At 72.9% G+C, this 12,130-nt stretch carries 17 protein-coding genes; 5 read left to right on the top strand and 12 right to left on the bottom strand.

All coding sequences use genetic code 11. The annotated features are described in order from the left end of the window. The 11 genes from DY240_RS15265 to DY240_RS15215 form a co-directional block, all read right to left on the bottom strand. The coding region (locus DY240_RS15265) for a GvpL/GvpF family gas vesicle protein (protein ID WP_199701546.1) at positions 1-504 on the bottom strand (504 nt) is incomplete at its 3' end. Further along, a complete protein-coding gene (locus DY240_RS15260; protein ID WP_119660710.1) occupies positions 497-802 on the bottom strand; it encodes a gas vesicle protein in 306 nt (101 codons plus the stop codon). The genes DY240_RS15265 and DY240_RS15260, both read right to left, overlap by 8 nt. 4 nt (positions 803-806) lie before the next feature. Continuing rightward, the gene (locus DY240_RS15255) at positions 807-1,061 is read right to left on the bottom strand and encodes a gas vesicle protein GvpO (protein WP_119660709.1); all 255 of its coding nucleotides are present in this window, start codon (positions 1,059-1,061) and stop codon (positions 807-809) included. After that, positions 1,058-1,276: a gas vesicle protein GvpG gene (locus DY240_RS15250; protein ID WP_119660708.1), complete on the bottom strand. Its 219-nt coding sequence runs from the start codon at positions 1,274-1,276 to the stop codon at positions 1,058-1,060. The genes DY240_RS15255 and DY240_RS15250 overlap by 4 nt, the downstream gene beginning before the upstream one ends. After that, the gene (locus DY240_RS15245; RefSeq protein WP_158602863.1) at positions 1,264-2,040 is read right to left on the bottom strand and encodes a GvpL/GvpF family gas vesicle protein; all 777 of its coding nucleotides are present in this window, start codon (positions 2,038-2,040) and stop codon (positions 1,264-1,266) included. The genes DY240_RS15250 and DY240_RS15245 overlap by 13 nt, the downstream gene beginning before the upstream one ends. 23 nt (positions 2,041-2,063) lie before the next feature. Next, positions 2,064-2,486, bottom strand: a complete 423-nt coding sequence (gene gvpJ / locus DY240_RS15240) for a gas vesicle protein GvpJ (RefSeq protein ID WP_119660706.1) — start codon at positions 2,484-2,486, stop codon at positions 2,064-2,066. Continuing rightward, positions 2,483-3,613 (bottom strand): SRPBCC family protein, encoded by a 1,131-nt coding sequence (locus DY240_RS15235; RefSeq protein ID WP_119660705.1) that lies wholly within the window; start codon positions 3,611-3,613, stop codon positions 2,483-2,485. The genes gvpJ and DY240_RS15235 overlap by 4 nt, the downstream gene beginning before the upstream one ends. Positions 3,614-3,619: 6 nt before the next feature. Further along, the gene (locus tag DY240_RS15230; RefSeq protein ID WP_119660704.1) at positions 3,620-4,261 is read right to left on the bottom strand and encodes a hypothetical protein; all 642 of its coding nucleotides are present in this window, start codon (positions 4,259-4,261) and stop codon (positions 3,620-3,622) included. A gap of 102 nt (positions 4,262-4,363) precedes the next feature. Next, positions 4,364-4,588: a hypothetical protein gene (locus DY240_RS15225; protein ID WP_119660703.1), complete on the bottom strand. Its 225-nt coding sequence runs from the start codon at positions 4,586-4,588 to the stop codon at positions 4,364-4,366. 90 nt (positions 4,589-4,678) lie between these two features. Further along, on the bottom strand, positions 4,679-5,116 hold the full coding sequence (locus DY240_RS15220; RefSeq protein ID WP_119660702.1) for a DUF6098 family protein: 438 nt from the start codon (positions 5,114-5,116) through the stop codon (positions 4,679-4,681). After that, the gene (locus tag DY240_RS15215) at positions 5,113-6,408 is read right to left on the bottom strand and encodes a cytochrome P450 (RefSeq protein WP_119660701.1); all 1,296 of its coding nucleotides are present in this window, start codon (positions 6,406-6,408) and stop codon (positions 5,113-5,115) included. Before DY240_RS15215 ends, DY240_RS15220 begins: the two co-directional genes overlap by 4 nt. Here DY240_RS15215 and DY240_RS15210 point away from each other — a divergent pair. After that, positions 6,407-7,051 carry an endonuclease gene (locus DY240_RS15210; RefSeq protein WP_119660712.1) on the top strand — a complete coding sequence of 215 codons (645 nt, stop codon included), beginning with the start codon at positions 6,407-6,409 and terminating at the stop codon, positions 7,049-7,051. The genes DY240_RS15215 and DY240_RS15210 overlap by 2 nt on opposite strands. On the opposite strand, the gene DY240_RS15205 is transcribed toward DY240_RS15210, so the two are convergent. Next, positions 7,030-7,800, bottom strand: coding sequence for a GntR family transcriptional regulator (locus tag DY240_RS15205; RefSeq protein ID WP_119660700.1), 771 nt, complete (start codon positions 7,798-7,800; stop codon positions 7,030-7,032). The genes DY240_RS15210 and DY240_RS15205 overlap by 22 nt on opposite strands. 159 nt (positions 7,801-7,959) lie before the next feature. Between DY240_RS15205 and DY240_RS15200 the strand changes: the two genes are divergently transcribed. The 4 genes from DY240_RS15200 to betC are packed head-to-tail and all read left to right on the top strand — an operon-like array spanning position 7,960 to position 12,118. After that, positions 7,960-8,772, top strand: a complete 813-nt coding sequence (locus tag DY240_RS15200) for an ABC transporter permease (protein WP_119660699.1) — start codon at positions 7,960-7,962, stop codon at positions 8,770-8,772. Continuing rightward, the gene (locus DY240_RS15195) at positions 8,769-9,542 is read left to right on the top strand and encodes an ABC transporter ATP-binding protein (protein WP_119660698.1); all 774 of its coding nucleotides are present in this window, start codon (positions 8,769-8,771) and stop codon (positions 9,540-9,542) included. Before DY240_RS15200 ends, DY240_RS15195 begins: the two co-directional genes overlap by 4 nt. A 2-nt stretch (positions 9,543-9,544) precedes the next feature. Beyond that, positions 9,545-10,561 carry an ABC transporter substrate-binding protein gene (locus tag DY240_RS15190; protein WP_158602862.1) on the top strand — a complete coding sequence of 339 codons (1,017 nt, stop codon included), beginning with the start codon at positions 9,545-9,547 and terminating at the stop codon, positions 10,559-10,561. A 21-nt stretch (positions 10,562-10,582) separates the two neighbouring features. Then, positions 10,583-12,118, top strand: a complete 1,536-nt coding sequence (gene betC, locus DY240_RS15185) for a choline-sulfatase (RefSeq protein WP_119660696.1) — start codon at positions 10,583-10,585, stop codon at positions 12,116-12,118. Positions 12,119-12,130 lie beyond the last annotated feature (12 nt).

Genomic DNA, 12,130 nt, shown 5'->3' with positions numbered 1-12,130 from the left:
GGTCGCGGCGGCCCGGCGGCGGAGCAGGTAGGCCGCGCCGGAGCCCGGCGCCCCGGCCGCCGGCACCGGCTCCGCCACGGCGTCCGGTGCGGAGGTCTCGGGGGCGTACACCTTGACGCTCCACTCGGCCCGGCCGGCGATCTCGTCCAGTGCCCGCCGCAGGCCGTCGTGCCAGCGCTCCAGCCGGTCGCGGACGCCGTCGTCGTCGGCGACGATGGTGGCCAGCCGCAGCGGCGCGGCCGGGACCGCACGGGCCACGCCGTCGATGACGGCGTGATGGGCCCGCGCCGCGGCCTCCAGCCAGTCGAGGTCGTTGAGGTTGCGGGCCAGCGCCTCCTCGCCGAACGCGCCGTCCGAGCCGACGTCGACGGTGCCGACGACGGCGACGAGGTCGCGGTGGCGGACGGCCCGCACCGGCTCGCCGGCCACGCCGCGCAGGCCGCCGAGGACGTCGTCGCCGACCGGCGCGGCGACGGCGTAGAGGTAACTCGCGGTCTCACTCATCGCGCGAACCGTCCCCGTTCCCGTGACGGTCGCCGTCGGCGCCGCTGGAGAGCATCGGGTCGCGGCGCCACCAGTCGATGCCCATCTCCTGGGCCTTGTCGACCGATGCCACCAGCAGCCGGATCCGGATCGTCAGCAGCTCGATGTCGAGCAGGTTGACCCTGATGTCGCCGGCGATGACGATCCCCTTGTCCAGCACCCGTTCGAGGATGTCGGCGAGGTTCGCCGGCTGCGGCGGCGCGGCCAGCGCCGACCCATACGGCCGGGTGAGCGGGGCGCGCTCTCTGGCCTCCGTCATGCGTTCAGTCCTCTCTCGACGCGCCGCGGGCGTAGCGCCGGACGCGCCGGTAACTGGTCAGGTCGCCGTCCCCGTCGAGCTCGACGGCGTACTCGGCCAGCAGGTCGGTCGAGTGCGGGATCCGTTCCAGCTCCAGCACCTCGACCCGCACCTGCCAGCCGTCGTCGGTCCGCTCGATGCCGGTGACGGCCTCCGCCGTCCGGCCGCTGAGCGCCGTCAGCTGCTCGACGGCGCGCTCGGCCACCTCCGTCGCCTTCACAGCAACCGCCCGATCAGCTCGTCCTCCATCGCCGCCGCCTCGTCCTCCGAGATCAGGCCGTCGGCGCGGTCCTGCTCCACCTGGTCCAGCGCCCGGCGGACGGCGACGGGGTCGCGGTACTGCCGCTCGGCCTCCGTGCCGATCAGCCGGGCGAGAGCGACCACGCCGCGGACGGGTGCGAGCGGCCAGGTGACCAGCCCGGTCAGGAGGCCCATGTGTCGTCGCCCGGAACGAAGTCGTACGGCGCGGTCGGCCCGACCAGCCGGACCCGGCCGCGGCCGGCCAGGTTCCGCGCCGCCTCCTCCGCGGCCCGGTCGAAGGCCTCCTGCTGGTCGTCGGCGACGAGGAAGGCGACGTCGATCAGGTGGTCCACCTCGCCGGCGGCGCGAATGTTCCACCCCTCCGCATGCGGCGTGAGGAGGTCGAGCAGGTCCGCACTGTCGACGTCGCGCTTGACCTCGAGCGCCCGGGCGACGAGCTCGCCCAGCCGGATCCGCTCGTTCCAGCTCGCCTCGACGGACTGGTCGCGCGTGAGGTCGCGCAGCCGGGCGATCTCCGGGTTCTCCTTGACGATCTCGGCCAGGACGGCCTCCTCGTCGTAGCGCGCCCTGACGACGAACTGCCGGTGGCCGGCCAGGTCGTCGAGGATGGAGGCGAAGTACTCCGCGTTCGGCTCCAGCAGCTCGGCCACCACGGCGCCGGTGTCGGTCACCACCGAGCCGAACCGCACCGGGATCACGGCGCAGTCCCGCGCCAGCGTGTCGGTCACCCGGCTGTGGGCGAGCAGGTCGTCGCGCCGTCCGAACGCGCGGTCGGTGACGACCTTGCCGATCACGGCGGCCACCGGGCCGTGCACGATCAGCTCGAGGTCGCCGTCGTCGATGCCGGTCAAGTCCTCCGGTGCGGAGGTGCCGGCCGGCACGATGGCATACACGTATTGCGCTGTCAGCGCGGCCGGACCGGCCGTGCGGTCGTCCATCGTGACTCCTGGTTGGGTCAGCGTCATTCGCTATCGCTCCTCCGCCGGCGGGCCGCGGCCTTCTTGGCCGGCCGGCGCCGATCCTCCTTGTCCTCGTCGTCGCCGCCGGTGAAGGCCTCCTTGATGCCCTCGATGGCGCCGGAGGTCTTGCCCCGGGCCGCCTGGTGCACGCCGTCGCCCATCAGCTCGGTGAGGTCCTTGCCGCCGTGCTCGTACAGGTCCAGCCGGTTGGTCGCCTCCGCGAAGCGCAGATAGGTGTCGACGCTGGCGACGACGACGCGGGCGTCGATGGTCAGCAGCTCGATGCCGACCAGCGAGACGCGCACGTACGCGTCGATCACGAGGCCCTTGTCCAGGATGATGTCGACGACGTCGGCGAGTCCGCTGGGCGAGGGCCGTTGCAGCTGGCCACCGCCTCCGGAGCGTCGCTGGTTGACCACGGTCATGCGCTCACCTCTCTCCTGCGCCGGCGGCGGGGTGCCGGCTCCTCGTCGACGGGCTCTTCCTCGTCGACGGGCTCCTCCTCTTCCTCGTCGACGGCTTCCTCTTCGTCGACCGGTTCCTCCTCCTCGTCGAGGGACTCCTCCTCGTCCAGAGGCTCCTCCTCGTCGTACTCGTCCTCCTCGTCGAGGGGCTCCTCGTCCTCGTCCTCGTACTCGTCCTCCTCGGCCGCCTCGTCCTCGGGCGCCTCGTCCTCGTAGGACTCCTCGCCCTCCTCGGCCTCGGCCGCCTCGCGCTCGCGCGCCTCCTCGTCGGTCACCTCGACCTGGCCGTCGTGGATCTCGCCGCGCCAGCCCTCGACCTGATCCGGGTCCTGGAGGAGGTGCACCATGACGTGCCGGCGGAAGTGCTTGAGCTCCAGGCGGGCCCGGCGGCCCTGTGCCCGCCAGATGTTGCCGGTGCGCTCGAACAGCCCCTTCGGGTAGTACTCGAGCACGACGACGACCCTGGTCAGCCGCGGCGCCAGCTCGTGGAACGTCACCGCGCCGTCGACGTGGCCCTTGTCGCCCGTCGAGCGCCAGATGATGAGCTCGTCGGGGACCTGCTCGAGGATCGTCGCCGACCACGTCCGGTGCGACCAGAACACCTGCGCCTTGAAGTCGAGCTTCTCGTCCTCCTTCTGCTCGACGCTCTCGACCTTCTTCATGAAGCCGGAGAAGTCCTGGAACTGCGTCCACTGGTTGTAGACGACGCTGACCGGCGCGCCGATGTCGATCTCCTCGACGATGTTGGTCGCGCGGATCGCCTTGTCGCCCTTGTTGCCGCCGTTCGAATCGCGGGAGAAGACGCCCAGGACCTTGTCCTTGACGCCGCTGACGGCGCCCTTGACAGCGCCGGGCACGCCCTCCTTCGCGGCGCCCGCCAGGGCGGCACCGCCGATGGGCCCGCCCTCGGCGATGTCGTCGAGCTTCGTGGTCGCCTTGCCGATGCGGTCGCCGGCGGACTTGACCGCCCACTCGCCCAGCGAGGTGAGCCCGCTCTTCGCCTCGTCCTTGAGCCGGTCGAGCGGCAGCTCGCCGACCAGGCCGCGCAGGCCTTGGTCAGGACGGGTCTCGGTATCGGTCTGTGCCATGCGGGATCATCCCTTCGATCCGGAACGTGACCGGCCGGACGCCGACTTCTTCGCCGTCCGCTTGCGGGCGGGCGTATCGCCGCGCGCGGACGCCTCGCCGCGCGAGGATGCGGCCCGCTTGGCCGGCGCCTTCTTCGCGGTCCGCTTCCGCGGCCGCTCGCCGCGTTCCTCCGTGCCGGAGTCCTCCTCACGCCGCGACCGGCGCGGGCCCCGGCGCTCCTCCCGCTCCTCCTCCTGGGCCTCGGCCTCTTCGCGCGCGGCCGGTTCCTCGGCCTCGGCGCGCTCGGCCTCGCCGCTCTCGTCCTCGCTCCCGCGGCCGACCGGGACCCGCTCGGTGACCGCGCCGCTCAGCCGGTCCGAGCGGTCGCGGATGGAGTCGCTGAGCCGGTCGATGCGCTGGCTCACCACGCCGACGGCGGCGCCGCGGGCGGCGGTGTACAGCGTGGTGCGGACCTGGTCGGAGAGCTTCGCCAGCTCCGGGCGGCTCTCGACGAACTCGCCCGCCTGCCGCAGCATGCCGCGCGGGTCGGTGGCCAGCCGCTTGCCGGCCAGCATGCTGCCGACCGCGATCGCCATCTTGAGTCTCTTCCTCCGGCCGAGGACGTAGCCGGTGGCCGCCGCTGCGGCGACCCTGGTGGCCGTGTTCATCGCACACTCCCTTTGTGGGGGTTCGTACCGATTTGGGTATACGTGCGGCGTACCCTGCGGGAACCACCGCAAACGACGTGGTCGCCGGGCCGCCGGCGCCGCTCAGGCGGCCAGCCGCAGCAGCCGCTGGAGCATCGGGATGCTCGGGTACTGGTCCTGTTCGACCCGATCGGCCAGTAGCGCGACGTAGTCGGGGAGGTCGTCCTCGGTGAGCAGCGACTCGATGTAGTCGAGCATCGTCGGCGACGGATAGTGGTCCGCCTCGACCTTGCGCATCAGCGACTCGAGAACGATCTTGCGGACGACGTCCTGGTGTTGTTTCGTCATGGACCCCTCCAGCGCCGGGTCGAGAACTCGACTCTGGTCGGTTACCACCTGCGCCCTGCCACAAACGGGTCGATCCGGACCTTTCGGGCCTCAGTCCGCGGAGCCGCGGCCGACGTCGAACCGCTCCTCGTACCGGCGCCGGGCCTCGGACAGCGCTCGGCGGCCGACCCGGGCCACCGGGGCCAGATCCGTGACGAGCGGCTCGTGGTCCGGGCCCCGGCCGACGACGCGGCCGGTGAGCAGCCATGGGAAGCGGTCGTCCTGGCCGAGTTCGTCGTACTTGCACAGCCGCCGGGCGACCCAGTCGGCCGGCGATCGCGACCACCACGGCTCTGGCTCCAGCGTCGTCACCGACCAGCCCGGCAGGTCGATGCCGGCCTCGTAGTCGCGGCTCGGGCCGTCGCGCCGGTCGGCGTCGGGGCCGTTCGAGTACCGCACGAGCAGGCCGGGATGGTCCTGGACCGCACGGAGAACCTCGTCCAGCGAGTCCAGCACCGGCAGGCCGTCGGACAGGTGGTCGGAGGTCATGGCGCCACCGAGAGGAGCACGCCGCTGCGCGGACGGGTGGGGACGCGGGCGAGGTCGACGGTGAGGTCCTGCTCCGGAAGCTCCAGGGGGAGCAGCGCCAGGCGCCGCACCGCCTCCTCCAGCAGGACGAGCGTGACGTCCTCGCCGGGACAGCGGTGCCCGGTGCGCAGCGCGCCGCCACCCTGCGGGACGAGCGTGCCGGGTTCGGGCGGCGGGCCGAGGAACCGGCCGGGATCGAAGCGGTCCGGGTCGGGCCAGTGCGCCGGGTCGTGGTCGGTGCCGTGGACGTCGAGCACGACGTAGCCGCCGGCCGGGACGTCGACGCCGAGCACGTCCTGGCCCGTGCGGGCGCGGGCGGCGAGCACCGGCACGAACGGGTAGCGGCGCCGGACCTCGTGCGCGAACGCCCGCAGCGCCGCGTCGTCGCCGGCGGCGATCCGCTCCCGCCAGTACGGCTGGTGCACGAGCGCGACGCCCGCGAAGGCCACGAACCATGCCACCGCGACGGCCGGCCGCACGACGTTGAGCAGGGCGACACCCGCCGCCCGCGGCGACGGGAGCCGGCCGTCGGGCTCCCGGGCCTGCGCCATGACGTCGAGCGGCGAGCCAGGTGGCACCCGCAGCCCGCCCTCGCGCGCCGCCCGGATCAGGCCGGCGGCCCAGTGGTCCAGCCGGCGCCGGGCGGTGGCGGCCAGCGCGTACGACGGTCCCGGCCTGGCGAAGCCGTCGAGCACGGCGGCCAGCTGGCGGGCCCGCCGGGACACCTCGTCCGGGCCGGCCGGGATGCCGGCCCACGGCAGCATCGTCGCCGTGAGGACCCGGACGGCCTCGTCGAACAGCACGAACGGACGGCCGGGCTCCCAAGTGCGGGCCGCCTGCTCCCACTGGTGGCGCGTGCGCGAGCGCAGCTCGTCGGCCGCCGCCGGGGTGAGCAGGTCCAGGTATCTCGCCTTGTGCCGGTGGTGCTGCTCGTCGTCGAGGCCGTGGACCGAGCCCTGCCCGAACAGCACACGCCCGACCGGCATGGGGATCGCTCCCGCGCGCCGCAGCCGCGGATCGTAGAACCGCCGCACGCCGACCGGGCCGCCGACGACCACCGAGCGGCGGCCCAGGAACCGCACCGGAGTGGCCGGCCGGCCCGCGCGCACGCCGCTCGCCCACCCATAGCCCTGCCGCCACAGCCCGATCGCGCCATCCTGGCCCACCGTCGTCCTCCGTCCGTCGATGGCCACCAGGTACCCGGCCGGAGCCCCGCGCATGCCCGGCGGCGGCCGGGGGTACGCGCGCGGCATGGGGCGCGAGGATCGGGTCGCCGAGCTGCTCCGGCGGTACGGCCGGACGTACGCCGAGCAGGCCGGCATCCGGCTGGCGGACAAGCCGTCGCCGCTCTACCGGCTGCTCGTGCTCGCGGTGCTGCTGTCCGCCCGCATCGACGCCGGCATCGCGGTCGCCGCGGCGAAGGAGCTGTCCAAGGCGGGGTTCCGCACCCCGCGGCGGATGGCCGACGCGACCTGGCAGCAGCGGGTCGACGCGCTCGGGCGCGGCCACTACCGCCGTTACGACGAGCGCACCGCCACCATGCTCGGCGACGGCGCGCAGCTGCTGCTCGACCAGTACAGAGGCGACCTGCGCCGGCTGCACGACGCGGCGGGGTCGACCCGCGAGCTGGAGCGGCGGCTGCAGGACGTGCCGGGGATCGGGCCGGCGGGTGCGGCGATCTTCTGCCGCGAGGTCCAGGGCGTCTGGACCGACGTCGCGCCCTACGTGGACGACCGCGCGGCGGACGGCGCCCGCAAGCTCGGGCTGCCGTCATCGCCGAAGGCACTGGCCGGCCTGGTGCCCGCGAAGCGGCTGCCCGCGCTGACCGCGCTCTGCGTCCGCGCGACGCTCGACGACGAGGTCGCCGCCGCCGCTCAGGACGTGACGCGCGGGTAGGCGCTCGACGTGAGGTAGAGGGCGTCAGGCCGGAACACCAGCCGGCCGAGGGCGATGATGCGCTCGTCGTCGCCGAACAGCCGGCAGTGCACCACCAAGAGCGGCGCGCCGGGCGCCACCTCCAGCTCGGCGGCCAGCTCGCCGGTGGCGGCGACGGCCGTGACGGCGTGGTCGCTGCGGACCAGCGGGATGTGCTCGACGTCGCGGAAGAACGTGGTGACGCCGTCGGTCAGCGAGTTGATGCGCACCTCGTGGCCGTTCAGCGTGGTCGGCAGGGTGTGCTCGACCAGCGCCGCGGCGCCGCCGTCGACCTCGTAGGACCGGCTGACCCGGAACACCGGCGCCCCCGCGGCCAGCCCGAGCAGCGGGCCGCTCTCGTCGTCGGCGGCCTCGCGGTGGACGCTGACCTTGCGCACCGTGTGCGCGACGCTCGCACCGCCCAGGATGCTCGACACCGAGCAGATGTAGTCGATGGGATAGGCGATGGCGCGGTCGAGCGCGAACCGCTGCGGCGCCGTGATGAGCGTGCCCACCCGCCGCCGCCGCTCGATCTCGCCGGCTGCCTCCAGCGTGGCCAGCGCCTCGCGCAGGGTGCCGCGCGACGTGCCCAGCTGCTCGCTCAGCTCCTTCTCCGGCGGCAACCGGTCACCGCCGCGGGCGCGTTCCTCGGCGATCAGGGCGCGCAGCCTCGACGTGACGGTGTCGACGCGCGGCCGCCGGACCGCGTCGGACGTGCTCGGAAGAGTCATCGGACCATGATCCTCTCGTCAATGGTTCGACCATATAACCGCGATCTCGTCGCACACAACCCCATTGCCACGGCTTGACGGCCGAATCAAGGCGGCGTAAAAAGGTCCGCAACTTTCCGCAGAATTTTCCGCGCCATTAGTCCAACCAAAGGAGCACTCATGGTTGCCATCGCTCCGCCGGGCACGGGGAGCGCCATGACGGCGGCTGTCGGCGCGCGGCTGGGCCGCCTCGGGCTCGGCGCCGCCGGATTCGCCGTCGTCGTCGCGGCCTGGCACCTGATGGCCGTCGGCGAGGTCTTCGGCACCGGCCTGCTGCCGACGCCGCTCGAGGTCGGCCGGGTCATCGTCGACGGGCTCGGCAACGGGCTGCTCGACGACCTGCTGATCAGCTTCCGGCGGGTCCTCGTCGGGGTCGGGCTGGGCCTGGCCATCGCCGCGCCGATCGGGTTCGTGCTCGGCTGGTTCGGCACGGCCCGGGCGATGTTCAACCCGCTGGTGAACTTCCTGCGAGCGCTGCCGCCCATCGCGCTGGTCCCGCTCGTCATCGTCTACTTCGGCATCGGCGAGCTGTCGCGCGGCATCGTGCTGGTCTGGGCCGCCTTCTTCGCGACCATCGTCATCGTCTACGAGGGCGTGGCCGCACTGGAGGAGAAGTACGTCCGCGCCGCCCAGACGCTGGGCGCGACCCGGCTCGAGATCCTCGCCAAGGTCGTCTTCCCGCTCTCGGTGCCGCACATCATGACGGCGGCCCGGGTCTCGCTGGGCATCGGCTGGGCGTCGCTGGTCGCGGCCGAACTGGTCGCCGCACAGCAGGGCCTCGGCGCGGTCATCCAGAACGCGAGCAACTTCCTCGACATACCGACGGTCTACGCCGGGATCATCCTGATCGGCGTCTGCGCGCTGGTCATGGACACCGGGATCCGGATGCTCTCGGCCTACGTCGTTCGCTGGCAGGACAGGGGAAGCCGATGACCCAGCACACCACCGCCACCCGCGGGCTGTCCGTCCGCTCGGTCAGCAAGCACTTCGGCGCCGTCGACGTCCTGCAGGACGTGAGCCTCGACATCGCCGAGGGCGAGTTCGTCGCCGTCGTCGGGCCCAGCGGCTCGGGCAAGAGCACCCTGCTCAACGCGATCGCCGGCTTCGTCACCCCGGACCGCGGCGAGCTGCTGGTCAACGGCGAACCCGTGCGCGGGCCGGGACCGTCGCGGTGCGTCGTGTTCCAGGAGTACGCGATCTTCCCGTGGCTGACCGTGCGGCGGAACATCGACTTCGGCACCCGGCTGCGCGCGTGGAAGGGCAGCCGGCAGGAACGCGCCCGCGTCACCGAGCGGTACCTCGACATGATGGGCCTCACCGAGTTCGCCGACGCCCTGCCCAAGACGCTCTCCGGCGGCATGCGCCAGCGGGTCGCCATCGCCCGCGCCTACGCCGTCGACCCCGAGATCCTGCTCATGGACGAGCCGTTCGCGGCGCTCGACGCCCAGACCCGCGAACAGATGCAGGAGGCGCTGGTCGACATCAACCAGCGCGAGCGGCGCACCGTCCTGTTCGTCACCCACCAGGTGGAGGAGGCGATCTTCCTGGCCGACCGGGTCGTCGTCATGAGCGCGCGACCGGCGACCGTGCAGGAGATCGTCGACGTCCCGTGGGGCGACCGGCGCACCCACGAGATCAAGACCGAGCCGGAGTTCGTCCGGCTGCGCCGGCACATCGAGACCCTACTGCGATCGAGGAGATGATCATGCGGACGACGACGTCTGCGGCCGTGGCCGGACTGGCCGCCCTCGGCCTGCTGCTCACCGCCTGCGGCGGCGACGACGGCGACAGCGCGAGCACGGAGGGCGGCGCCCGGACCGTCCGGATCGGCTACATCCCCGGCCCGGCGCCGGCGATGAACCTGCTGCTGGCCGACGAGCGCGGCTACTTCGCCGAGCAGGACATCGAGGTCGAGCTCACCCCCTTCCAGACCGGCATCTCGCTGTCCAACGCGCTCACCGGCGGCAGCATCGACGTCGGCGTCATGGGCGCGGTGGTCGCCAACTTCCCCGCCCGCGGCCAGGGCAAGCTGTTCCTGCTGAACAACCTCGAGGCCGACATCCAGCAGATCTGGGCCGCGCCCGACTCCGGCATCGAGTCGGTGACCGACCTCGCCGGCACGCAGGTCGCCACCACCACCGGGTCGGCCGCGCACCTGCTGCTGCACGTCGCGCTCGAGGCCGAGGGCGTCCCGGCCGAGGACGTCGAGATCGTCAACCTCGACATGCCCGCCGTCGCCAACACGTTCGTCACCGGCGGGGTGCCGGCGGCCGCGCTCTGGGCGCCGTTCGACGCCCAGGTCGAGGAGCAGCTGCCCGGCGCCAAGCTCATCGCCACGTCCGCCGACTACGAGGACGCCGCGATCGCCGGCGGCTGGGTCGCGAACAACGACTTCTACGCCGACCACAAGGACACCCTCGCGCGGCTGGCCGAGGTGTGGCTGCGCTCGAACGAGGACCTCACCGCCGACCGCGACGCCGCCATCGCCGAGGCCTGCCCGCGGCTGGAGGAGTTCATGACCGCCGCGGACTGCGCCGAGATCTACGGCAAGACCCAGACGTACACCAACGACGAGTGGGCCGCGCTCTATGAGGACGGCACCGTGCTGGACTGGGTCGGCCGCATGGAGCAGGTGTTCGTCGACATCGGCGCGCTGCCCGAGTTCGTCGAGCCCGACCAGTTCTTCGACACCTCCGTCTACGCCGACGCCGTCGCGTCCTGACCCGCAAGGAGACCCACCCCCGTGACAGGGCAGCCGCCGAACGTCCTCATCGTGATGGTCGACCAGCTGACGGCGTTCGGCCTCGGCGCATACGGCAACGACGAGGTCCTCACCCCGCACCTGGACGCGCTGGCCGGGCGCGGCGTCGTGTTCGAGAACGCCTACGCCACCTCACCGCTGTGCGTGCCGTCGCGCGCGTCGATGATGACCGGCCGGCTGCCCAGCGGCGTCCCGTGCAACGACAACGCCGAGGAGTTCCCGGCCTCGGTGCCGACGTTCGCGCACACCCTGCGGCGGGCCGGCTACCGCACCATCCTCGCGGGCAAGATGCATTTCGTCGGGCCCGACCAGCTGCACGGGTTCGAGGAGCGGCTGACCACCGACATCTTCCCGGCCGACCTCACCTGGACCCGGCCGTGGGAGAGCCTCGGCGATCCCCCGCGGCTGTCGGGCCGGCAGAAGAGCGGCGGCCGCGAGTACGTCGACATCCTCGACCGGTCCGGCCCGCAGCCGTGGACGTACCAGATGCACTACGACGAGGAGGTGCGGTTCCGGACGCTCCAGCGGCTGCGCGAGCTGGCGCTGGACACCGGTCCGCGCCGGGCCGAGCCGTGGCTGCTGGTCACCTCGATGACCCAGCCGCACGACCCGTACGCGGCGCCCGCGGAGTACTGGGACCGCTACGAGGGCCGGCCGATCCGGCTGCCCGACCGGACCGCCGTCGCGGCCGAGCGCCATCCGCTCGATGCCTGGGTGAACGCCTTCCACGGCGTCGACCTCCACGACGTCACCGACGAGCAGGTCTACCGCGCGCGGCGCGGCTACTACGCCATGATCAGCTACGTCGACGACGTCGTCGGGCAGCTGGTGGCCGAGCTGTCGCGGCTCGGTCTCGCCGACGACACCGTCGTGATGTTCACCAGCGATCACGGCGACCAGCTCGGCGAGCACGACATGTTCTTCAAGCGCACGCTGCGCGAGTGGTCGGTGCGGGTCCCGCTGCTGGCCGCCGGCCCCGGCGTCGCCGCCGGCCACCGTGTCACCACCCCGGTCTCGCTGGCCGACCTGCACCCGACGCTCGCCGACCTCGCCGGCACCAGCCTCCCGGAGTGCGTCACCGAACGGTTCGACGGCGCCAGCCTCGCGCCGCACCTCGCCGGTCGCGACGCCGAGCATCCGGACGTCGTCCTGGAGAACTACGCCGAGGGCACCATCGCGCCGGTGCGGGCGGTGATCCGGGGGCGGACCAAGCTGGTGCGTGCGCCCGGCCTGCCCGACCAGCTCTACGACCTCGGCACCGACCCGGCCGAGGAGCGCAACGTCGTCGACGACCCCGCGTACGCCGAGGTGTCCGAGCAGATGCGCACCGACCTGTCGAAGACCTGGGACGCCGAGGAGGCCCGCCGCAGGGTCGTCACCAGCCAGCGGGTGCGTGCCTTCCTCGGCGAGGCGATGGCGCACGGCCGGCACCACCCCTGGGACCACCGGCCCGAGCCCGCGCGCCGGTGGATCCGCAGCGCCGACGACGACCCCTGGGACCCGCTGTTCGGCTTCTGAGCTCCACCGCGC

Origin of the sequence: Jiangella rhizosphaerae, assembly GCF_003579925.1 — a bacterium.
In the GTDB taxonomy this organism is placed as follows: domain Bacteria; phylum Actinomycetota; class Actinomycetes; order Jiangellales; family Jiangellaceae; genus Jiangella; species Jiangella rhizosphaerae.
This window is presented reverse-complemented; position numbering and strand designations above follow the sequence as displayed.